Raw genomic sequence first — 22,848 nt, 5'->3', positions numbered from 1 at the left:
ACAAGAAAAAACAGGAGGAAGCACCGATGATTTATCAATATTTCGCAGTTGAAAAAGTTAACGAAATAACAATGGAGGACCTTAGTAATTTACGTGAATTTTACGGTCCATTTTTAGGTGCTGACCCTGTTTTTCTTTACCAATATTTATTAGATATTGTTAAAGATAGCAAATACAAAAGAAGTAGCTATGATTTTTTAACTCTAACTACATTCTTAAATATGCACGAAAACAGATTAAATCAAGCTAGATTACAACTTGAAGCCGTTGGTTTAATTGATACTTTAAGAGATGATGAACAAAAAATCACTATCTTTAGTATTCAAAAACCACTTAATGCAGCTGGTATTAAAAATAACCATTTAATTTCAGAAATGTTGAAATCTAAAATCGGTGATACATACTTCAAAATTAAAGTTAATAATAGATTGAAAAAATCAAACATCATCGAAACACCACACATTCAAGATGTTTCAGCAAGTTTCTTTGATGTATTTAATAATGAGAATGAGCAAGCTCAATATCCAAAGAATGAATTTGTTGACAATTTAATTAATTTAGGTAAATTAAGACAACAAAATGCCGATTTTGCACCAGTTGATTTTTCTATGTTAGAGCCTATTAGTTTATTAAACGAATATAAGTATTCAAATAAATATGAAGCTTTAATTAAATTAAGCACAAGAGATTTCTATAAATCAATTTCATATGGTTTCAGAAATGAAAAAATTGAAAACAAATTAGATGAATGAATTAGCAAATTTACTGATTCAAAAATCATTAACTATGTTTTATATATTTCTAAAGAAAAATCTTCAACTCCTAACGAGTGATTTAAACATGCAAACTCAATGATGGTTGAAATTAAAAATGCAGGTCTTATGAGATTCGACACAATCGAAGCTTATTTTGATGGAAAATTTAAAGATAAAAAAGAACAAAAAATTTTCCATGAAAAAGAAGCTTTCAAGAATGCACTTAAACATTAATTGGAGACTTAATTAATGACAAACAATAATCAAAATCTAGATTGAAGAATTTTTCTAGATAAAAACTTGAAAATAGATCCTGCACAGATTATTGCTGATATCAAGAAAAAAGAAATATTAGCACAACTAATAGATGAATTAAATATCTCAGATAAGGAAATTTGAGATTATTTTGTTCATTTAATTGATTACTATAAGCAAAGAACTATCGATAAAAATCTACCTATTAGAAATTATTTTTTAAGAGATGAAAATGGTAAATTGCAGTTAGTCAGAAAAATAGCAAATAATGATGAAGGTAGAAAATTAAGATTAGAAAATCACTTAATTTTCACAGACATCAGTGAACCAATTAATGATGAAGTTATTGAAAATGTAGTTATAAATGATGAAGACTATATTGACTTACACAAATATGTAGAAGAGTTAAAGGTAAAATTAAAAGAACACAATGAACTATCAATGAAGGGGCTTTTAATTTCTGGAGTAAGAAAATCTCAAAGAAGTAATTTACTTTCAAGAATCGCAAATTCTTTTGCATTAGATAACAAAACTGTTGCTTACATCAATATAAATGATTTAGACCAAGAGATCAAAAAAACATTTGATAAGAAAAACTCAAATGACATTGATTTTATTAAAAAACAGCTTAGTGAAGTTGATTTGTTAGTTTTAGATGAAATTGGACTTAAAAACTTAAGTATTTGATTCTGAGATTCAGTAATTATGGAAATTTTAGAACAAAGATCAATCAATAATAAAATTACTTTCTTTGGAACATACTTTACATCTGAAAAAATGTTTACACACTTAAAAGAAATTAATGAAAATAGTAAATCAACAACTAAATTAACTGAACAAATGCTTACTAAAATCGTTGAAGTTATGAGAGAGCTAATTTACAAGGAAATCTCAATCGGATAGGAGAAAAATGAATAAAACGAAAATTTTATTAGCAGGAACACCGGAGTTCTCGGTTCCTATTTTTGAGGAAGTTATCAAAAACTTTGACGTTGTAGGAATTGTTTCGCAGCCTGATAAACCAGCAAATAGAGGTTATGCACTTTTACCTACTCCTACAAAATTATTAGCTCAAAAATATAACATTAGACTTTTTCAACCTGAAAAAATCGGACAAATTTATGACGAACTTAAAGAATTAGATTTTGATATCTTACTAACTTGTGCTTTTGGTCAATATGTTCCTGAAAAAGTTTTAGCTCTTCCGAAATTAGCTTCAATTAATATTCACGGTTCACTATTACCTAAATATAGAGGTGCTGCACCTATTCAATATTCACTTCTTTATGGAGATAAAGAAACCGGACTTTCATTAATGTATATGACAAAACAAATGGACGCAGGTAACATTATTAAAATGGTTTCAATTCCAATTGAAGACACAGACACATCTGATACATTGTTTGTAAAATTATCAAAATTAGCTACTGAAAATATCACAAAATGACTTGTAGACTATGTTAAAGGTGATTTTAAGGAAATTGTTCAAGATGAAGAAAAAGTCATTTTAAGTCCAAAATTATTAAAAGAAGATGCACTCATAACAAGCGATTTATCAGTTGAACAAGCATTTAATAAAATCAGAGCATTCTCATCGAACCCGGGTGCTTATGTTATTTTAGATAACAAAAGAGTCAAAATTTATTATGCTACAAAACACAAAGTTCCAAATGGATTACCACTTCAATTCACTGACGGAAAGCTATGAGCAGTTGATTATCAATTCGAAACTAAAAAACGTATTAAATTAAATTACTAAACTTGATTAATTTTCAAGTTTTTTTATTTGCTTCAACTAAATATGTTTACATATTTAAAGTATAATTATAAAGTATGAAAAAGACAAAAATATCATTGACTATTAATTCAAAAATTAAAGATGCAATTATTTTTGAAAAAGAAATGAAGCAAATTATCAAAAATTTTGCAGAATACTTTGGTATAAAAAAACAAATCATTGTTGATGTTTCATTAGTTTCTCCTCAAAAAATTAAGAGATTAAACAAAGAATACAGAAACAAAGATTATGTAACTGACATCCTTTCATTTGGATTTGATGATAGTTCTATGTATGACGAACTTCCATTTATTCATCTGGGAGAGTTAGTTATTTGTTGAAACAAAGTTGTAAGACAAGCAAAATATTTTGGACACTCAATTAAAAGAGAATTCTGCTACTTATTCACTCACGGATTAGTCCACTTAGCAGGATATGACCACGAAATTGAAGAAGAAAGAATTCAAATGAATAAAATGGTTGATGATATTTTTAATCCTTTAAAAATAACAAGGAAAGAAGGTACAAATATGACATTTGAAAAATTAAAAGATTTACTTAAATATACTTATACACCATATTCAAAATTCCCAGTAGCAGCAATTTTGATCGGAGAAGATGGGAAAGAATATTATGGAGTTAACGTTGAAAACGCTGCTTATCCATCAGGTTTATGTGCTGAAAGAAGTGCTATGTTTGGTTCAGTAGCATACGGTGGAAAAGTTGGAACATTTAAAGAAATTCACATTATTAGTGGAAAAAATGAAATCATTAGCCCTTGTGCTGGATGTAGACAAGTTATGACTGAATTTATGCCTCTTGATGCAAAAGTTTACCAATACAGTAATGATGGAAAACAATTAAGAGTTAACACAGTTGAAGAATTAGTTCCATACAGCATCAGAGCTGAAGAAATTACAATTAAATAATTATGAAAATATGTTTTGCAAGTATTTTAGGAAGACCAAACGTAGGTAAAAGTAGTCTTCTTAATGCTATTATCGGCTACAATGTTGCAATTGTTACTAATGTAGCTCAAACAACCAGAGACCAAATTACAGGTATCTATACAGAAGATGATTTACAAATCATTTTCATTGATACACCTGGTATCCATAAACCACAAAATAAACTTGGTGAAGCTTTAAACAAAAATGCTTATGATGCAACTAAAGACATAGATGTTCTTTTATTCTTATCTCCTGCTGATGAAGCAATTGGTAAAGGTGATGAAATGATTTTAGAAAAAATCAAGCACGTAAAAAACAAGATTGCTGTTATTTCTAAGATTGACAAAATTAAAAAAGATCCTCAAAAGCTACTTGATAAAATCAAAGAGCTTAAAGAACACGGTTTTGAAACAATTATGTCTACTGATGCAAACGATCCTAAATCAATTAGCGCTTTAATTAGTGAAATTGAAAAATACGCTTATGATGGTGAAGCTCAATATGATCCTGAATACATCACAGACAAATCTATGCGTTTTATAGCAAAAGAAATCATTCGTGAATCTGCAATTAATGAACTTTATGAAGAGCTACCTCACTCAATTGCTGTTGAGGTTCTAGAATTTGAAGAATCTGAAGATAGATTAGATATTGATGCAATTATCTATGTTAAAAAAGCTTCTCAAAAAGGTATGGTTATAGGTAAAAACGGTGAAAAAATCAAAAAAATAGGTACAGTTGCTAGAAAGAAAATTGCACATCAATTCGATATTCCTACCTCATTAACTTTAAAAGTTAAGATAGCTAAAAAATGAATCGATGATGCAGATGCGCTTGAAAAATTTGGTTACTCTACTAAATAATTTTTACAGTTGGTATTTGTTAATTAATGCCAACTTTTTATATTATTTTTGCGTTTTATCATACCTATTTTTAAAAGTTTGTTAAAATATAACTAATATAAAAAGTTATTTTTTAAGCTAAAAAATAACTAAATATTAACTTTTTATAAAATTTAAGGGGAAAATATGAAAAAAGTATTAATTTTAGATGGAAATCTTTTACAAAATGAAAAATCATACTCAACTAACATTTTAAATTACATTGAAGAAGCACTTAAATCAAAAGAAAATGTATTAATCGAAAGAGTGGACTTATCAACTACAAAGCTAAATGAACATTTTTTAACTAAGCAAACATTTACAACTTATTACACAGATGTTGAGTCAGATAGATGAATTCAAAAACTTAAAGAAACTGATTTATTAATCATTTCAAACCCAATGATTAACTTTGGACCTAGTGTCATAGTTAAAAATTTCATCGATGCTATTTCAGTTGCTAATAAAACATTTAGTTACAAATACTCAAAGCAAGGTGATGCAATTCCTTTATTAACTAACTTAAATACAGTTATAGTTTCAACTCAAGGTGCACCACAAGGTTGATACACTTGAGGCAATCACTCTGATTGATTAAAAGGAACATTTAAATTCTTAACAGGTAATGATTCGAAAGAAATTAAATACTTTGGAACAAAAGTTTCTCCAATTAATCAAACTGAACCAAATCACGTTGATGAACACATCAAAGAACAAGTAAATCAAATATTTAACTAATCCATCATTTGGTGGATTTTTTATATTAAATAAAAAAACATTCAGTTGCCTGAATGCTTGCATCTATAAGCCGTGTTCTGTCTAGGTCGACAATTTATCTAATGACTTAATGTCACTCCATTATTTTATTCAGTTCTAAAATAATGATTCCTCTACCAAAATTTGAGTTTCTAACTCGTGGAGTTTACCCGTTTCATATTTCTCGTCTCTGTGGCACTAGTCGTTTATACACATAATGCATAACCTAAGCTTATTTGGCTTAGCACGATCACTACCATCATCGCAGATGGTGTTAGCACGGACTTTCCTCTACATAAAATGCAGCTGTCGACTGATGCAAATATATAATAGCATTTTATTTATTTTATAGTCATAAAAAATCTTAAAAATTCTTAAATTCATCTGAATTAATGTGAAAAATCATTAAACTGTTATTATTGTTTAGTTATTTTGAAAAAACTATAAAATATTGCTAAATAAATAGGAGACATAATGAATAAAAATAAGAAAAAAGTTAGTTTTTGAGAATTATTTTGATTTATTATCAAAGTTACTTTTATTGGATTCGGTGGAGGTAATGCCCTTTTACCAGTTATTAAAAAAGAAGCAGTTGATAATAAAAAATGAATAACTAACGAAGAAATGGATGATATTGTAATTGTTACAAATATGCTCCCAGGTGCTTCGGTTATCCAAACACTTTCATATATATCTATAAGTCTTTTAGGTAAATTTAAGGGAACCTTAGTTACTTTATTTGGAATATTGCCTCACGTAATATTTGCATTTATTTTCTTAGTTATCTTGACTAGATACATACCTAGCGAGTACTTAAAAATAATTTCAGTCGGTGTACTTGTTTCAATTATTGCTTTTCTGATTGCATTTGCACAAAGATATATAAAGCAATCTAAACAATCACTCAAATTACCAGTTTGATTAATTATTATGCTCTTTTCAATTTGTGTTTCCTTGTTTGTTCCATCACCTTACAATTTACCAATTTTCTCAATTGTAATTATCTTATTTGTCTTTGCTGTAATTTTTTTAGTAAATAAAAAGCACTTTATCAATAAGCAATCATTAAATAAATCGCTTGAGGAAAATGGGATTACCTTCATTAAAAAAGGAGGTAAATAATGCTACTTACTGCTTTATTAGTTTGCTTACCTCTTTTAATTTTAATTTCGCTTTCAATCTTTGGTGGTGGTCAAGTTTTTATGCCGATATTCCAATGATTGTGAAACTTTTTAGCACAAGTTTTTGGAGCAAATATTGATGAAAATGCAATCAATAATGTGTTTGCAATTTCGAACACTACACCTGGTGTTGTGTCAACTAAATTTGCTTTTTTCACAGGTTACTTAGTTGCATCTGGTCAATGATGAGGTTATATAGCAGTTTTCTTAACTTATGTAATTTTTTGCTTACCAGCTATTATCATTATGGTAATTGCAATGAAGTATATTAAAAAATTTAAAACTAATACTTTCATTGCTAATATGTTGATCATTATGAAACCAATTGTTTCAGGAATAATTATTGCTCTTGCGATTCAATTATTCATCTCTATTTATGTACCTGAAATTTTCTTTAATTCATCTTCTAAAGGTTATGCAGGATGGACAAGCAATAATTATTTTGTGGGATACAAAAATATTCTGTTAAAAATCTATGTACCAATAGGTATTTTAGGTTCATATTACTTAGCTAAAAGAAGAATTTCTCTATTCTGAATTATTCTTATAAATATAGCAATTTCGCTTATCTTATTTGCTCCTTATGCTGGATAATTAAAATCAAAAAATGAACAGTGTTTTTAATAATTACACTGTTCATTTTTAATTTCTATTTGTTTGCTTTAACTTCTTCTCTAGAAGGTAAATCTAAAACTTCTTTTGCGACTGACATTGATTTAGCAACATCTGCTAAGTTAGGTGGAATAATGATTTTTGTAGCATGACCATTTGCAAGTTTTTCTAATTGTTCAATACTTTGTAATTGTAAGTATTCAGTTGAAATGTTTGCAGTTGTAATAAGTTCAATCGCTTGTTTCTTACCTGTCGCTCTTTCAATCATACTTTCTTTTTCTGCTTTTGCACGTAAGATTGTACTTTCATATTCCCCTTGAGCTCTAAGAATTTTACTTTCTTTTTCAGCGCTAGCTTCAAGGATTTGAGCTCTCTTGATACGTTCAGCTTGCATTTGTTTTGTCATAGCTTCTTGAACTTCTTTTGGTGGAATAATGTTTTGAATTTCAATTCTTTTTACTTTAATTCCTCAAGCATCTGAAGCTTCATCTAAGATTTTAGTTAACTTAGCGTTAATAATTTCTTGGATGTTAATGCTTCATCAAGTTCAAGTTCACCGATTAAGTTTCTAAGTGTTGTTGATGTTAAAAACTCAATAGCTAAAAATGGATCTTCAGCTCCATAAGCAAATAATTTTGGATCAAAGATTTTTAAATATACTGTTGTGTCTACTTGAATAGTAGCGTTATCTTTTGTAATAACATGTTGAGCAGGGTAGTCAAAAACTTTTTCCTTAAAGTTATTTTTAACTCTGACTTTATCAATGTAAGGAACCATAAAGTTTACACCCTTAGTCATTGTTTTCTTGTATTTACCAAGTCTTTCAACAATACAGAAGTTAGTTTCACTAACAATTCTCACTGAAAGACAACTTGTAATCACAAGCATTACTACGGCAAGCACTGCGACAATTATAATCACAGCAATAATAATACCTGACATATAACCTCCTTAATAATTTGGTTATTTTAATTATACTCCTTTGATTTATCTACCTTATATTATTCGAAAAGTTTGCTTAAAAATATGGAAAATTTACATAAAATTTAGGATTTTATTTTCGCAAAATAAAAGCACATAGAGTGTTTATCTATGTGCTCAAGTGTTATTGGTTAAATTTCATCTTCTTCATCAATTTCTAATTCATCGTTTTCAACTTCACCAAAAATTGATTCTTTAACCTTAAGTAATTGTTTCTTCTGTGATTTGCTTAAATTCTTTGTTGTAGGATCATTTAATTGTTCATCAATATCTAACTGTTTACCGAAGTTAAGTTTAACTTTAGCTAATTTTTCATCAGTTGGTTCGTCAAGGAACATAATTGTAGGAATGATAATAGGATTTCTACGTTTTTCTTTGTAGAATAATGTGCTTAATCTATCTTGAATTAATTTTTCCAAATCTTTAACAGATCATTCTGGATTATTTTTAATGTAGTATAGAACTGCACCGTGAGCAACTCTCCTTGTTTCTTCAATTAATTGTTTAGAAGTTTTCACAAAGAAGCTTCCTCTTGTTACAATTTGAGGTCTATTAACGATTGCATTTTTGTTTCTATCAATTAAGAAAACAATATTAACAAATCCACTATCTTTAAGTTTTGCTCTTTCTTGAAGCATTTTTTCTGAAATGTTTAAAACTGTGTTTCCATCGATGTAAATAGGGCCAAAGTTAATTGTTTTATTAGTTGGCTTAATAACGTTATTGTACATTTCAAAGACTTGGCCTTTTTTAGGTATTAAAACATTTTTAGGATTAACCCCATTTTTAATAGCTGTTTGTCCGTGAACTAAACACATTCTGTAGTCACCGTGGTATGGAAGGAAATATTTAGGTCTGGTTAATTTAAAGATTTTATCATGCTCTCACTCATAAGCGTGACCTGATGTATGTAAGTAGCCATCAACACCATTTTCTTTAATAATTGCACCTAATTTGTAAAGTCTATTTGTAAGTAATTCAACGACCATTCTGTTTCCAGGGATTGGACTTGATGAGAAAATAACCATATCACCTTTTACTATTTTAATTGTTGCATGCTTACCATAACTCATTCTAGATAATGCAGCAAGTTCTTCACCTTGAGAACCTGTTGTTAAAACAACAAGGTCTGAATCTTTAATGTTAGGCAAGTCTTTTTTATCAACAATCACACCATTCGGAACATTGATGTAACCTAATTTTCTACCAATTTTAATTCCTTGGATCATTGAACGACCGAATGGAATAACTTTTTTACCTAATTTAGCAGCAAGCTCAATAATAACCTTAACTCTTGTTAAGTTAGAAGCAAATGAAGTAATAATAATTTTTCTTTTTGCAGCACGCATATGACGTTCCAAGTCAGTTAAGATATCTGATTCACTAGGTGAATGCTCAGGTCTCATGGCATTAGTTGAATCTGATAAAAGAACTGTAAGTCCCTCTTTACCAATTTCATCTAATCTTGCAAAGTCTGTATAGTTTCCGATTGGTGTATAGTCAAATCTAAAGTCTCCTGTACACATAAGCGAACCATTTGGGGTAGTTAATCTAACACCAAATGCATCTGGAATTGAGTGTTGAGCGGTTCAAAAGTCAGCTCTACATCCATTTGCGAACTTATAAATGTCTGATTTATTGATTTCAATAAAATCAATTTTTCTTGTAATTTTGTGCTCTTCAAATTTAAGTTTTAAATATTGAATTGCAATTCTTGGAGCAAAAATCTTTTTGATTTTTGTTTGTTTAACTAAATAAACAACACCACCAATGTGATCTTCGTGACCGTGTGTAATGAATAAACCTTCAATTATTTTTCCAGGTTGATTTAAGTATGAATAGTCAGGAATAATACCTTTAACACCAGTGTTGTAAGTGTCTGCAAATTTAATCCCTGAGTCAATTAAGAAAATACGGTTCATATGCTCTACAACTAATGTGGATTTACCGATTTCTTCAACACCACCTAAACCAAATATGTAAGTCGGCTGTTTCTCTCTCATATTACCTCCAAAATATGAACAAATAATGTAATTTTTAATCAAATTATTTAAATAAAATAATGTTAAATACATATAAATATGTATTTGGTTTCTATATTATAAACTATTATTAGTTTATATCATGACAATATCGAATTTTATTATAAAAATAAGTGTTTTAAGATAGCAAACTCTAAAAATAAATATAAAATTTAATTAACACTATTAATAAGGAGAAAAATGTATAAATTCGGTAACCTAAATATCCAACTTAAGCATGTGAATTCAATATTAAAACACAGCAAAATTAATGAAATTATTAAAAAAGTTAATAGCATTCACAACAACTTAGTTTTAAATTTTCAAAACACTGACGATGAAGAAACTAATGTGCTTAAGTATATTGATGATAATCTTGAATTTAACTTAGAGTTAATTAAAGCTAAAGTTGAATTTTTAAAATCTACCAAAATAGATACATTAGTTGTAATTGCTGATGGAGAATCATACTTAACTACTAAAGCGATTTATGATTTTATTTTTAATAATTATTTAAATAATAAACCTGATTTTAATATTATCTTTACACAAAACAACATTTCTCCTGAAGTTTTAACAAATCAACTTTCTTCATTAATAGGGCAAAAATTTGCTATCTATTACATTTCAAAGAGTGCGATTTCTATCGAAAGCTCTGTTTCATTTAGAGAATATAGGAAACTGCTTGAAGCTAACTTGAAAAAAAGCGATAGTATTGAAATGCTAAATGCACTTATTACAGTCGCAAGCACTGAAGCAGATAATATACTTAATAAGATGGCTAAAATTCATAATTATTTATTCTTGAAATTACCTACAAACATACCTGAAAGATATGTTTCAATATTTGATCCATCATCATTATTTGTACTTGAATTCTTGAATTTTAATTCAAGAGAATTAATCGAGACATTTGTCTCAATTATTGAAAAGACGTTGAACACACCAATAAAAGAAAATATTGTGTTCCTTACAGCTATTTTTAGATACATTTTTGCAAGATACAATAACAAGACTGTTGAAGTTATTAATGATAATGATTTTATATTAGATTCTTTTGTTGAATACGTTTGTTCATTATATAACTCAAGTGAAAATAAAGAGAAAAAAGGTTATTTAACAATTAAGGATTCTGTTAATAATACAAATAGTTTGGAAAGTGATTTTTCAATCACAACAAACATTGTATTTAACAATAAAAAATACAACTTAAATCAAGACAATAAAAAATTCGACCAGCTAGGTCTCCTAGGCACAAAAGGTGAAAATCAACCTAATTTTAATATCAAAAATAATACATTTGACAATAATGATTTAATTATTGAATTTGATGAAATTTCAATCAATAATTTGGCTCATTTATTTGCTTTCTTCCAATTTGTTGCAATCTTATCTTCATTGTTATTTGGAGTTGACCCATTATCTCAACCAGGAGTAGAAGTTTATAAACACAACATTTATAATGCTTTACTAAAATAATATGACCAGATTAGATAAATGACTTTCATTTAACTTAAACATCAGTAGAACTGATGCTAAAAAGTTAATTTCCTCTAAAAGAATTAAAGTTGATAACAAAGTGGTTAAATCAATTATTAATATAATCAATGAAGACGTTTGTTTAGATGATAAATTAATCGGTCCTAAACAAGAATTTATTTATGTTTTACTAAATAAACCTGGTCACTATGTTTGTGCAAATTACGATAACTTAAATAAAACTGTTTTTGAATTATTAGATGAAAGCATTAACTCATATAAAGATATTCACACAGTGGGCAGATTGGACAAAGACACTACAGGGCTAATATTAATAACAAATGATGGACAATTAACTCACGATTTACTTTCACCTAAAAAGCATGTTGAGAAAACTTACTATGTTGAAGTTGATAACAAAATTGACCAAAACTTAATAACTGAATTTGAAAAAGGTTTTGATATAGGAGATAATGAAATTGTCTTACCTTCAAAACTTCAAATTCTTTCAAATAATTCTGCAAATCTTACAATAAATGAAGGTAAGTACCATCAAGTTAAAAGAATGTTTAAACATTTTGATTTAACAGTGACTAAATTACAAAGAATTTCATTTGCTTTCTTAGATATTAAAAACGAAACACTACAAGAAGGTCAGTTTAGATATTTAACTGAGGATGAAATTTTAAAATTAAAAAATAGAGAATATTAAAAAATGGTGTTATAATATTTAAGCCATCAGAACAGTAACCCACTAACCTGGTCAGGACAGAAATGTAGCAGCCACATGAGGAAGTGCTGTGTCTGGTGGTTTTGTTTAGATATTTTTAAAGAGAGTCTCACGTACAGCCATGAGCTCTCACTTTTTTTATAGTTAATGAGATAAAAAAGAAAAACCTTACAGATTTTGTAAGGTTTTTTAATTATAAATTTGAATTAATTGAAGTTATATTATTCAACTGAAACATCTGCACCAGCTTCAACTAAAGCTGCTCTAATTTGTTCAGCTTCTTCTGGTTTAATGTTTTCTTTAACAACAGCTGGTAATGTGTCAACGATTTTCTTAGCATCCATTAAAGCAACACCTAATAAGTCTTTAACAACTTTAATGATTGCAACTTTTTTACCGTTGTCAGCTTTTAAAACAACTTTAACGCTTGTTTTTTCTTCTGAACCACCTTCAGCAGGAGCTGCAGCAACAGCAACAGCAGCTGTAGGGTCGATTCCGAATTCTTCTTTCATAGCGTCTACAAGTTCCATAACTTCTTTAATTGACATTTCTTTTAATGATTCGATGAATGTTTCTTTTGTTAATTTAGCCATAATATGTTTCCTTTCAAACTAAATATTTTTATTATTCTGTTTTACCTTCACTTACTAATTTAAGTGATAATGAAATTTGTTGTAATGGTGCCATCATTGAACGTGCAAGAATTCCAAGTGCTTCTTCGTATGTTGGAAGAGTAGCAACTTCTTTAACACCTGCAGCGTTGATAACTTTACCTTCAAATGTTCCAGCTTTTACAACTAATAATTTGTGAGTTTTAGCATATTTTGTAAGTAATTTAGCTGCTGACATATCGTCATTGTTTGAGAATGCGAAAATGTTTGGACCAACTAAGTATTCTGCTAAGTCAGCAAATCCTGTTTGTTGTGCTGCTAAGTTGAATAAACGGTTTTTGTAAACTTTGATGTCAACACCAAGTTTTTTAGCTTCTTTTCTGAACTCTTCTAATTCAGAAACTGTTAAACCACGGTATTCAGCAAAAGCAACAGCTTTAGAGTTTTGAATTTTATCAACAATTTCTAAAACAACTTCTTTTTTAGCTGCTTTTAATTTTGATTCTGACATACTTGTGCCTCCCTTCAAAATCTATTACGCAATACAATTTGAACAGGAATGAGATACACTCGGTAACAAATTAAGTATAAGCATTTATACAGTTACTGTCTATATGTATTGCGTTTATATTATATAGCATAACTTAAAAATTAGAATAATACTTTTGATACTTTTATACCTATAGCATAGTAATAAAAGTAGTTTTATGAAATAAAATTAAATTTTTAATTTTCTAATGTTATTAGTAAATTTTGCTAATCAAAAAAATTGTAATTTTCCTATTTTTCATATTTTGTGAAAATTTCAGCTATTTCTTTTTGTTTTTAAATTTTGTCTTTATAATTCATTTACAGCAATCGGAAATTAATCAATTTCTATCGTTGTTTTTATTTCAAATTTAGATTGATAAAACGCATAATTTAATGCACTATTAACAATAAATTTATATAGATTCACAAGGAGACAATATGAGCAAAAATAAACACGTTATTATTTTAATCAATGGAAAAAGACGTAGTGGAAAAGGTTTATTAAGCAATGAACTTTCAAAACAATTAAAACCTCAATTTGAAGATAACACACACATTTTATCTTTTGCACAACCAATTAAACAAATTACTCAGCCAATCTTAGATGAAATTAATTGAAATGGTCAAGACAAAGAAATTGTTAGACCACTTTGAATCGCTATGGGTGAAGTTGGAAGAAACATCGATACAAACATTTGATGTTCAAGAGTTTTTGAAAAAATTAAATCAATTGCTAACGAATCTTCTAAAGCAGGTAAAAGCAGTTTATTCATCATTGACGACTTACGTTTCCCTAATGAGTTAGAATACTTCAAAGGAAACATTAATTCAGTTAGAGAAATGGTTTCACCTGATGATGAAGTTAAAATTGTTTCAATCAGAATTGAAAAATACTTTGACCCTGAAAAATTTGTTAAAGGTGTTGATGACAACTCAACTGAAACAAGTTTTGATAAATTAGTAAACATTAGTTTTGATCATATTGTTCCTCAAAATACATTAATAGATTGAGAATGAAAACCAATCTTTGCTAATGTTGACGTTACAGCTAAAAGTATCATTAGAAACTTTGTTGACAAACCTCAAAATTAATTTATATAGCTTATATACTATCTCGGAAGTTTATTCTGAGATTTTATTTTGCAATTTTAAGATATCAAAAAGCAAAATAAAACACATCCATTTGGATGTGTGAATAGCAATTTAAAATTAAGCTTGTTTTGCAATATCAACTAAAACTGCAAATGTTTTTGGTTCGTTGATAGCTAATTCTGAAAGCATTTTACGGTTAATTGTAACACCTGCTCTTTTTAAACCGTTAATAAATCTTGAGTAGCTCATTCCTTCTGCTCTAACTGCAGCGTTGATACGAGCGATTCATAATTTACGGAAGTTTCTTTTAACTTGTTTACGGTCTCTGAAAGCGTATGTTCAAGATTTTACAACTGCTTGTTTAGCAACTTTGTAACCGATTGATTTGTGTCCAAAATATCCCTTAGCTAATTTTATTCATTTTTTACGTCTTGCTCTTGTAACTGTCCCACCTTTAACTCTTGCCATAATTTAATTCCTTTCTTAAATAATGTTAATTATTATCTTGTTTATGAATTAACTTAACAAGATTAGATTAAAGCTTTAAATCTTTTAAGGTCTGATTTAGACATAAGAGCAGCTTTACGTGAGTGACGTTTTTGTTTTGTAGTTTTGTTTTGTGCTAAGTGTGAACGGTAAGCTTGTTCTCTTAAGATTTTACCTGTTCCTGTAACTTTAATACGTTTTTTTAACGCACTTTTAGTTTTCATTTTTGGCATTTTATTCTCCTTCTTTAGCATCTTGATCTTTTGATTCAAGATTCTTTTCTTTTTGGTATCTAAGTACTTTTTGTTTATTTGGTTGGAGATTCATGTCAAGGAAACGATTATTGATTAATTTAGGTTCTGATGTGATTTCAGCAATATCTTCTAATGTAGCGAAGAATTTTTCTAAAGTCTTGATTCCTAAATCTTTCATCAATAATTCACGTCCTCTTAATTTTAATGAAACTTTGATACGGTCACCTTTTAAAAGAAATTCTCTAGCTTTTCTACTTTTTGTAAGTAAATCATTTTCTCCAATCATTGCAGTTAATCTAACTTCACGATTTTGGATAATTGTTTGTTTTTCTTTTAGTTCTTTATTTTTCTTTTTACGGTCATATTTAAATTTACCGTAATCAAGAATACGACAGATTGGTTTAGGTTCAACGCTTATTAAAACTAAGTCCATTCTCTGGCTTTTTGCCAATTCAATTGCTTCAGATGTGTACATTACACCTATTTTTTCTTGATCTGCTCCAATTACAAAGACTTGTTTGAATGGAATATCAGAATTTACGTAATGTTCTGAAGGTGTTTTCTTTCCTTTTGCTTGAATAATATACTCCTTAAATAAATGTTAAGTAAAAAAGTGGTTACCCACTTCCTTGTTCTACTAAAAAAGGTATCAGAATTTTTGATACGTTTAATTGTAGCTAAACCCAAGACTATGGTCATCAGGTGAGAAGTGTCTTCTACTTTTCTGCAATTTAAACTTTTATATTGCTTTTTAATTTTATCAAAAAAATATTTTTTGATTAACCTTACATATAACTATGTTATATGTTAGTTTTTAACTAATATACCTATGTTTAAGGTAAAAAAGTTTTAGAAATTTCATTTATTCAAGTAATTACAAATAAATTTATTTTATTTGACTGTCTAAATCCAACTTTTATATGCATTTTTATGAACTAAAAATATTGCTTATTTGTTAAAAAATAACTTACATAAAATGTTATATTTTTTATAATTAAACTATGAATAAAGAACATAAAACATCATTTAGTTGGGAGCTAAAAAAAGAAGTCATAAACAACTTATCTAAACCACACGAAATTAAGAGGTTTTTAAGTGGTTTACTTTTTTGTGCTGCAGAAGTTGAAAAAGATTTTTATGTTCTCAAAATTAAAAATGAATATCTTTATTCAAAATTACTTAGAAAACTTGAAAAAATTAATATTAAACCAATCATTAATCTAAAATGAAAAACTAAAATCTTAATTAAGATTTCTGACCTTGAAATGATTGAGGAAATTGATTTTAAAGATTCACTCACAAGTTTTTTTGCTGGTGTATTCTTTGGGAGTGGTAGCATCTCAGGAAAATCATCAACTTCATACCACTTAGAAATTTCTTCACATAATCCTGGACACTTAGTAAAAATTCAAGAAAAACTAAATCAATATGACTTTAATTTCAACTTCTTGAATAGAAATAATAAATACATAATTTACCTTAAAAATAAGGAAAAAGTTATTGACTTTCTAGCAGCTATTGATGCTAAAAAGTCTTGGTATAAGCTTCAAAACATAATTATTGCTCGTGACTTTGAAAATGTTGTTAACCGTATTAATAATATTGATATGAGTAATATTAATAAGATTGCAAAGAGTACAATTAAACATATTGAAAACATTAACTACATGTTTGAAAATGGATTAGATATTTATTTCACAGACAATCAACTTGTTTTATTTAGATTAAAAGTTGAAAATAAATGATTGTCGCTTCCTGAATTGTCAAATTTACTTAACGCTGAACATAATATGTATGTTTCAAAAAGTGGAATAAATCACTGATTTAGAAAACTTAATGAAATTGTTACAGAACACAAAAATACTAAAAAATAGAATTTTTGCATCTCTATAACTTGAGATGTTTTTTTAATCAAAAAAGCAAACATTTTAGTCTGCTTCAATTTCTGTTGTTATTGTAAGTTTAAGTCAAATAACTTAACTAATTTGCTTTCTGAATTTTGATCTCCAAATGAAAATTCAAGTTTGTTTTTATTTTGATTTAGGAAGATAAAGAAGTTTTTGTAATCTCCACTATATACAAATTCTTTTTTAAGTTCTGCTGTCTTAATGTTGTATGAATAAATGTAGTTAGCATTATCATCTTTAGCCATAAAGAACATTTTATCCCCGTGCATAGCAGCCTTTGGTAAAACTTTTAAACTTAATCTGTTGACTAATGAACTAAATCCATCAACTGTGTGAATTGAGTTTTCAATATTTTCATTTGGAATTGTTTTGTTTGTTTCTACATATTGCAATTTAGGTTGATTATCTTTTGTTGAAACAAAATATAACTTATGATCATTATAGTTTAACGATGAAATTTTTTCTCCATCTGAATACATATCTTTAAGTTTGTAAGCTCATTTATTAAATAATGAATTATGCATTTCTTGAGAAATAAAGTTAATCGCTTCATTTGAACCGTCATTTGGGCCTAAATCAAATAATGTGAAATCTGTTGTGACTGCATTTTGATGATTGAAAAAGTTTTTCATTTCAAAATCTAAATCAATTTCACCTGATTTTCCTAGAGGGAAGTATTTTTCAGCTTTACCTGTATCTGCATGTGTTGGATCAGTTGAGAATCATTTACCATCTTCATTTTGGATATTTAATCAAGTATGGTAGTCACCTTGTATCACTTTGTATGAAATATTTAAGTTCGATAAAAGTAGCGCCATTTGATCAACATAATGTCTACATACACCTTTATGTTCAATGTAGGCAAAGTCAAGTGAATTCATTGTTTCTGTACCTGATTCAGTTTTATAAATTAAGTTTTCTAAAACGTATTTACCTAGAACATATACTTTTTCATAAGTATTCATTGAGTTATCGACTAAACTAAGTGCATTTTCAATGTATTTATCAACAACTTGATTCATATCATTTCTTCTAAAGTCATTTGCATTTATTAAAATTCCATAAACTTTATTCTGTGGTGTAACTTCAAATGAAATTGATGATGTTGAAACTAATGAAATTTGTTTGAAATTTCTAAAACCTGATTTTAAGAAATCTTTAACAACTTCATAATATGTATCGGCAGGAATTAAATATCCATTTTTATCATAATTGATTCTTCCATTTAATGGTTTGTAGTTTTCTTCATTTGAATGATCTTCATTTTTATCTGAAACAACTCTTTGAACGATTTCTTTGAAATGTTCTCTAACTTCATCAATTGTCATTTCAGATTTTAAAGAATAAGTAGGAGGATTTATCGCAGCTAATTGCTTATTAAAACCTTTAACAAATGTTGAAAACATTTTGTTAATTTTTGCATATTCTTCTTTAGCAGACTCTACATTATTTCCTACCACAGTATCTCACCCATCAATTACTGTATTAATTTTGCTAAAAATCACATCGGCAAAATTTTTGTAAGATCCATATTGCTCATCAGTTCCTTCAGGTCTAGCCATATGAAATACAAATGATTCAGCACGTCCTTTATAAACATTTGCATAATTGTTCAAGTAATTGTTAAAATCAACTCTTGTTTGCTCAATTTGTGATTTATATGATTCAACACTATTTAATTTTTCTGGAGCATCCGGTTCTGGTGTTACTGGATTTGGTTCTGGATCTAGTGCAGGAGCAGGATTTACAGGTTTTGGTTGTATTGGCGTAGGTTTTTCTGACTCAGCAGGCGTCGGCTCTTCAGTATTTTTATTACCACAAGAAATTGCTGAAATCAACAAACTTGTTGCAGGTGCTAAAAATAATAATTTAAATAAACTTGATTTTTTCATAAGTCTCCATCTGTAAGTAAAAACAAATAATTACTTTACTTACTCTTTATATAATTAAATGATATAACATTTATTATATTTTTACCTAATTAATTAATTTATTCTAAAAACTTAATAGATTAATAAAAATAAAGAAATTTAAATCCATGGATTTATATTGAATTGATTGTTTTCCTTACAGTCTCAAAATCTAAACGTTTTTTTAAAATGACCAGTCTTGGAAACACCTTTAAATGCAGAACATAAATAATTACATTTATTAATTCTTAAATCTTCAATTTTCTTATTAAATTCATCCTCAATTTAATTATAGACCGTTGGTTATTGCGAAGATTTATTTCTTACCCCCACGTCGCATAGGTTTAAACAACTATTCGTCACTGTCATAGGTTTAAAAGTATTAAAAATAATAAAAAACATGAATGATATAAACTCTAATTTTCAATATCGAAAATATCTATTGACCATTATTTATTTTTCAATTTGAACTTCATTTGAAAAAGTCACAAAAAAACTACCTTGTTAATTAGAAGGTAGCTTTTCATTTTGCATAAATTATTTTTTATCCATTTTGTCATTAAGTTTAACTAATTCTTTTAAGATTAATTCTTCTGTTGTAGGTTTAGCTGGAGCTTCAACAACTGCCGGTTTTTTAGCATCTTTGTGAGCTGCAATAGCGTTAGCAATTAAGAAGTATCCTAATAAAATTGCAAATGCAACAAATGAAACAATAATAAATGTTAATAATGCAGCTAAGAATTTTCCGTAAAGAACACCATTTGATTCCATTTTTGCTAATTCGTCAAATCCTAATACTTTAGAAATTGGGTTCATAATAATATCGTTTGCTAATGAAGCGACTAAAGCACTGAATACTGCTCCTAAAATGAAAGCAATGGCTAATAATAAAATGTTTCCACGTTTTAAATTGTTTTTAGCGTCAACTAATGATTTTTTGAAAATTGAAGGTTTTTTAGACATTTCAATTCCTTTCCAAATTAAGTTTTTTATATATTTTTGTCGTTTTGTATTTTAATAAATTAACGACGCTATTATACCCTTTTTTAACTTAATGCAAGCAATAAAAAAATAATGCTAATTTACTTTAGCATTATTGTACTTTTTAATTATCTTGTGAAATAACTTCAACAGCAACGATTGAATCGTTGTCTTTTAAGTTAATAATTTTTACACCTTTAGCATTTCTTCCTGTTTCAGAAATTTGGTTAATTTGAGTTCTTATTGTTGAACCTGATGATGTAATTACTAAAAGCTCATCTTTTGTATTAACAAATCTAGCAAATACTAAGTTTCCAGCTTTGTTACTATCAATACCAGCAACTCCTTTAGAACCTCTTCTTGTTAATCTAAATTGTTCTTTGTCTGTAAGTTTTCCAAATCCTTTTTCACCAAGTGTAAGGATTAATGAACCTTCGCTATCTGATGAAGCTGATACAACTTCTTGATTATCATCAAGTTTAATTCCCTTAACTCCTAATGAATTTCTTGAAAGCGGTCTAATGTCATCAGATTTGAACATACATACATTTCTGTAGTTGTTTGCTATTAATACAACTTCTTCATTTCCGATCACAAATGCTCTAACTAATTGGTCACCTTCTTTTAATTTAAATGCAATAAGTCCATTTTTTCTAATGTTTGCAAATAATTTAAGGTCAGATTTTTTAAACATACCTTGTTTAGTTACAGTTACTAAATATTGATCATCTGAGAATTTATCAACATTAAGAATTGAGATAATTTTTTCTCCATTTTCGACATCTAGTCCTGAAAGGATGTTTACAAAAGGAACTCCTTTTGATTGTTTTGAACCTTCTGGAATTTGGTGTCCTCTTAATGCATAAACTTTACCAATGTTTGAGAATAATAATAAGTTTGTATGCGTTGATGCGTGAATAATCATAGCAATATCATCATCTTCGTAAGTTTTCATACTTACTGAACCGACTCCACCTCTACGTTGTGTGTTGTATTCATCTAAGTCAATTCTCTTTACGTAACCTTTTGAACTTGATGTAATAACAATTTCTCTTTCATGGATTAAATCTTCATCTGAAATAACACCGACGGCCGATTCATCAATAACAGTTCTACGTTTGTCATTGAATTTTTCTTTGATTTCTTCAAGTTCTAAAACAATTTGGTTAATTAATTTTTCTTCTGAAGATAAAATGTCTTTGTAATGAGCGATTTCAACATTTAATTCACTAATTTCAAGATCCATTTTTTCAATGTTTAATCCTGTTAATCTGCTTAAACGCATTTCAAGGATAGCTTTTGTTTGTCTTTCAGTTAAATCAAATCTGCTTGATAATTTTTCTTGAGCTTCAGCATCTGTTTTAGATTGTTTAATTATTTTAACTACTTCATCAATGTTTGATACAGCAATTTTTAATCCAGCTAAAATATGAGCACGTTCTTCTGCTTTATTTAAATCAAATTTAAGTCTTCTTGAAACAACATCTTTTTGGTGTTCGATAAACACTTCAAGAGCTTGTTTTAAGTTTAATGTTTTAGGTTCTCCATTAACAATAGCAACTAAGTTAAAGTTGAATGATGTTTGGATATTTGATTTTTGGAATAACTTGTTTAAAAGAATGTGTGGATTTACACCTTTTTTAACATCGATAACTAAACGAATACCTTCTCTGTTTGATTCATCTCTTAAGTCTGTAATTCCTTCAACAACTTTTGCTTTGTGTAATTCAGCAATCTTTTCAATGATTGTAGTTTTTTTAATTGCATAAGGAATTTCTCTAATAATAATTTTTGATTTTCCATTAGGCTGCTCAATAACTTCACATTTTGAACGAACAGGAATACTTCCTCTTCCAGTTTCATATGCTTCTAAAATTCCTTTTGTTCCAAGGATAATTGCACCAGTTGGGAAGTCAGGACCTTTAATGCGTTGCATTAATTCTCTAACTGTAATTTCAGGATTTTTAGCAAGAGCAATAGCTGCATCAATTGATTCACCTAAGTTGTGTGGTGGAATTTCAGTTGCCATACCAACAGCAATCCCTGATGAACCTGAAACAAGTAAGTTAGGAAATCTTGAAGGTAATACTGTAGGTTCCTTTTCACTTCCATCATAGTTATCTACAAAATCAACTGTATCTTTTTTAATTCCTTCTAACATTTCAGAAGCAATTTTAGACATTCTTGCTTCTGTATAACGCATAGCAGCAGCAGAGTCACCATCGATTGATCCGAAGTTACCATGTCCATCTACAAGTGGATAACGCATTGAGAAATCTTGAGCCATACGAACCATAGCTTCATAAACTGATAAATCACCATGTGGGTGATATTTCCCTAAAACATCCCCTACAATACGAGCTGATTTACGATGTTGTGAACCAGGTGTAATTCCTAATTCTGACATATCGTAAAGAATTCTACGGTGAACTGGTTTAAGTCCATCACGTGCATCTGGAAGAGCACGTGAAACAATAACACTCATAGAGTACTCAAGGAATGATTGCTTCATTTCGTTATCAATAACAATTGGAATTAATCCTTCTGTTGGTGACTCAATGATTTGAGATTGAACTTGATATTCATCATTGTTTTGAGGTAATTCTTCCTCTTCTTCAATTTGCTCAACTACTGGTTGCTTTTTCTTGAAGATCATTTTGTTATTTTCTTCATATTCAAATTCTGTATCGTCTGAAGC

Annotated in this window: 21 protein-coding genes, 2 other RNA genes and 1 pseudogene; 13 read left to right on the top strand and 11 right to left on the bottom strand. The window is 28.3% G+C overall.

Annotated elements, in window-relative coordinates; all coding sequences use genetic code 4:
* Nucleotides 1-26 precede the first annotated feature (26 nt).
* The 6 genes from VBM89_RS00830 to VBM89_RS00805 all read left to right on the top strand — a co-directional run bounded on the left by VBM89_RS00830 (nt 27) and on the right by VBM89_RS00805 (nt 5,356).
* Complete coding sequence (locus tag VBM89_RS00830) at nt 27-989, top strand: hypothetical protein (RefSeq protein ID WP_323177405.1); 963 nt, start codon at nt 27-29, stop codon at nt 987-989.
* 15 nt (nt 990-1,004) lie between these two features.
* Nucleotides 1,005-1,913, top strand: a complete 909-nt coding sequence (locus VBM89_RS00825; protein ID WP_323177404.1) for a hypothetical protein — start codon at nt 1,005-1,007, stop codon at nt 1,911-1,913.
* Between the two features lie 7 nt (nt 1,914-1,920).
* Entirely contained in the window at nt 1,921-2,769 is an 849-nt protein-coding gene (gene fmt, locus VBM89_RS00820) for a methionyl-tRNA formyltransferase (protein WP_323177403.1), read from the top strand.
* Nucleotides 2,770-2,843: 74 nt separating this feature from the next.
* A complete protein-coding gene (cdd, locus tag VBM89_RS00815; protein ID WP_323188438.1) occupies nt 2,844-3,716 on the top strand; it encodes a cytidine deaminase in 873 nt (290 codons plus the stop codon).
* A gap of 2 nt (nt 3,717-3,718) precedes the next feature.
* Nucleotides 3,719-4,600, top strand: a complete 882-nt coding sequence (gene era, locus VBM89_RS00810) for a GTPase Era (protein WP_323188437.1) — start codon at nt 3,719-3,721, stop codon at nt 4,598-4,600.
* 165 nt (nt 4,601-4,765) lie between these two features.
* Nucleotides 4,766-5,356, top strand: coding sequence for an FMN-dependent NADH-azoreductase (locus tag VBM89_RS00805; RefSeq protein ID WP_323188436.1), 591 nt, complete (start codon nt 4,766-4,768; stop codon nt 5,354-5,356).
* A 61-nt stretch (nt 5,357-5,417) separates the two neighbouring features.
* Here VBM89_RS00805 and rnpB read toward each other — a convergent pair.
* Nucleotides 5,418-5,695: RNase P RNA component class B (gene rnpB, locus VBM89_RS00800), an RNA gene on the bottom strand.
* A 153-nt stretch (nt 5,696-5,848) separates the two neighbouring features.
* On the opposite strand from rnpB, the gene VBM89_RS00795 reads away from it, so the two are divergent.
* Both VBM89_RS00795 and VBM89_RS00790 read left to right on the top strand, forming a co-directional pair.
* Complete coding sequence (locus VBM89_RS00795) at nt 5,849-6,496, top strand: chromate transporter (protein ID WP_323188435.1); 648 nt, start codon at nt 5,849-5,851, stop codon at nt 6,494-6,496.
* Nucleotides 6,496-7,149, top strand: coding sequence for a chromate transporter (locus VBM89_RS00790; RefSeq protein WP_323188434.1), 654 nt, complete (start codon nt 6,496-6,498; stop codon nt 7,147-7,149). Before VBM89_RS00795 ends, VBM89_RS00790 begins: the two co-directional genes overlap by 1 nt.
* A 55-nt stretch (nt 7,150-7,204) precedes the next feature.
* Here the strand turns inward: VBM89_RS00790 and VBM89_RS00785 are convergent.
* Nucleotides 7,205-7,965, bottom strand: a pseudogene (locus tag VBM89_RS00785) (SPFH domain-containing protein).
* 314 nt (nt 7,966-8,279) lie between these two features.
* A complete protein-coding gene (locus VBM89_RS00780; RefSeq protein WP_323188433.1) occupies nt 8,280-10,151 on the bottom strand; it encodes a ribonuclease J in 1,872 nt (623 codons plus the stop codon).
* A gap of 219 nt (nt 10,152-10,370) precedes the next feature.
* Here VBM89_RS00780 and VBM89_RS00775 point away from each other — a divergent pair, with 219 nt between their 5' ends.
* The 3 genes from VBM89_RS00775 (at nt 10,371) to ffs (ending at nt 12,470) form a co-directional block, all read left to right on the top strand.
* Nucleotides 10,371-11,648: a hypothetical protein gene (locus VBM89_RS00775; RefSeq protein ID WP_323188432.1), complete on the top strand. Its 1,278-nt coding sequence runs from the start codon at nt 10,371-10,373 to the stop codon at nt 11,646-11,648.
* 1 nt (nt 11,649) lies between these two features.
* On the top strand, nt 11,650-12,360 hold the full coding sequence (locus tag VBM89_RS00770) for a pseudouridine synthase (RefSeq protein WP_323188431.1): 711 nt from the start codon (nt 11,650-11,652) through the stop codon (nt 12,358-12,360).
* Nucleotides 12,361-12,375: 15 nt separating this feature from the next.
* Nucleotides 12,376-12,470, top strand: an RNA gene (ffs, locus tag VBM89_RS00765) — signal recognition particle sRNA small type.
* 129 nt (nt 12,471-12,599) lie between these two features.
* Here the strand turns inward: ffs and rplL are convergent.
* On the bottom strand, nt 12,600-12,971 hold the full coding sequence (rplL, locus tag VBM89_RS00760; RefSeq protein ID WP_257088781.1) for a 50S ribosomal protein L7/L12: 372 nt from the start codon (nt 12,969-12,971) through the stop codon (nt 12,600-12,602).
* 31 nt (nt 12,972-13,002) lie between these two features.
* The gene (gene rplJ / locus VBM89_RS00755; RefSeq protein ID WP_323177393.1) at nt 13,003-13,500 is read right to left on the bottom strand and encodes a 50S ribosomal protein L10; all 498 of its coding nucleotides are present in this window, start codon (nt 13,498-13,500) and stop codon (nt 13,003-13,005) included.
* A gap of 458 nt (nt 13,501-13,958) precedes the next feature.
* Between rplJ and VBM89_RS00750 the strand changes: the two genes are divergently transcribed.
* The gene (locus tag VBM89_RS00750; protein WP_323188430.1) at nt 13,959-14,612 is read left to right on the top strand and encodes a hypothetical protein; all 654 of its coding nucleotides are present in this window, start codon (nt 13,959-13,961) and stop codon (nt 14,610-14,612) included.
* A 117-nt stretch (nt 14,613-14,729) separates the two neighbouring features.
* Here the strand turns inward: VBM89_RS00750 and rplT are convergent, their stop codons facing one another.
* The 3 genes from rplT to infC all read right to left on the bottom strand — a co-directional run bounded on the left by rplT (nt 14,730) and on the right by infC (nt 15,881).
* On the bottom strand, nt 14,730-15,080 hold the full coding sequence (rplT, locus tag VBM89_RS00745) for a 50S ribosomal protein L20 (RefSeq protein ID WP_257088787.1): 351 nt from the start codon (nt 15,078-15,080) through the stop codon (nt 14,730-14,732).
* A gap of 62 nt (nt 15,081-15,142) precedes the next feature.
* Complete coding sequence (gene rpmI, locus VBM89_RS00740) at nt 15,143-15,331, bottom strand: 50S ribosomal protein L35 (protein ID WP_257088789.1); 189 nt, start codon at nt 15,329-15,331, stop codon at nt 15,143-15,145.
* Nucleotide 15,332: 1 nt separating this feature from the next.
* Complete coding sequence (gene infC / locus VBM89_RS00735) at nt 15,333-15,881, bottom strand: translation initiation factor IF-3 (protein WP_416234920.1); 549 nt, start codon at nt 15,879-15,881, stop codon at nt 15,333-15,335.
* Nucleotides 15,882-16,353: 472 nt separating this feature from the next.
* Here infC and whiA point away from each other — a divergent pair, with 472 nt between their 5' ends.
* Nucleotides 16,354-17,226 (top strand): DNA-binding protein WhiA, encoded by an 873-nt coding sequence (gene whiA / locus VBM89_RS00730; RefSeq protein WP_323188429.1) that lies wholly within the window; start codon nt 16,354-16,356, stop codon nt 17,224-17,226.
* A 77-nt stretch (nt 17,227-17,303) separates the two neighbouring features.
* Here whiA and VBM89_RS00725 read toward each other — a convergent pair whose 3' ends face one another.
* From VBM89_RS00725 to gyrA, 3 genes are all read right to left on the bottom strand, one after another.
* Nucleotides 17,304-19,151 carry a transglutaminase domain-containing protein gene (locus tag VBM89_RS00725; protein ID WP_323188428.1) on the bottom strand — a complete coding sequence of 616 codons (1,848 nt, stop codon included), beginning with the start codon at nt 19,149-19,151 and terminating at the stop codon, nt 17,304-17,306.
* Nucleotides 19,152-19,706: 555 nt separating this feature from the next.
* Nucleotides 19,707-20,132 (bottom strand): MscL family protein, encoded by a 426-nt coding sequence (locus VBM89_RS00720; RefSeq protein ID WP_323188427.1) that lies wholly within the window; start codon nt 20,130-20,132, stop codon nt 19,707-19,709.
* Between the two features lie 142 nt (nt 20,133-20,274).
* Nucleotides 20,275-22,662, bottom strand: coding sequence for a DNA gyrase subunit A (gyrA, locus tag VBM89_RS00715; RefSeq protein ID WP_416234919.1), 2,388 nt, complete (start codon nt 22,660-22,662; stop codon nt 20,275-20,277).
* Between the last annotated feature and the right edge of the window lie 186 nt (nt 22,663-22,848).

This window comes from Mycoplasma sp. 1199, assembly GCF_034863365.1.
Classification (GTDB): Bacteria; Bacillota_I; Bacilli_A; order Mycoplasmatales; family Metamycoplasmataceae; genus Mycoplasmopsis.
The sequence above is the reverse complement of the archived record's forward strand: the minus strand, read 5'-3'. Positions and strand labels throughout refer to the sequence as shown.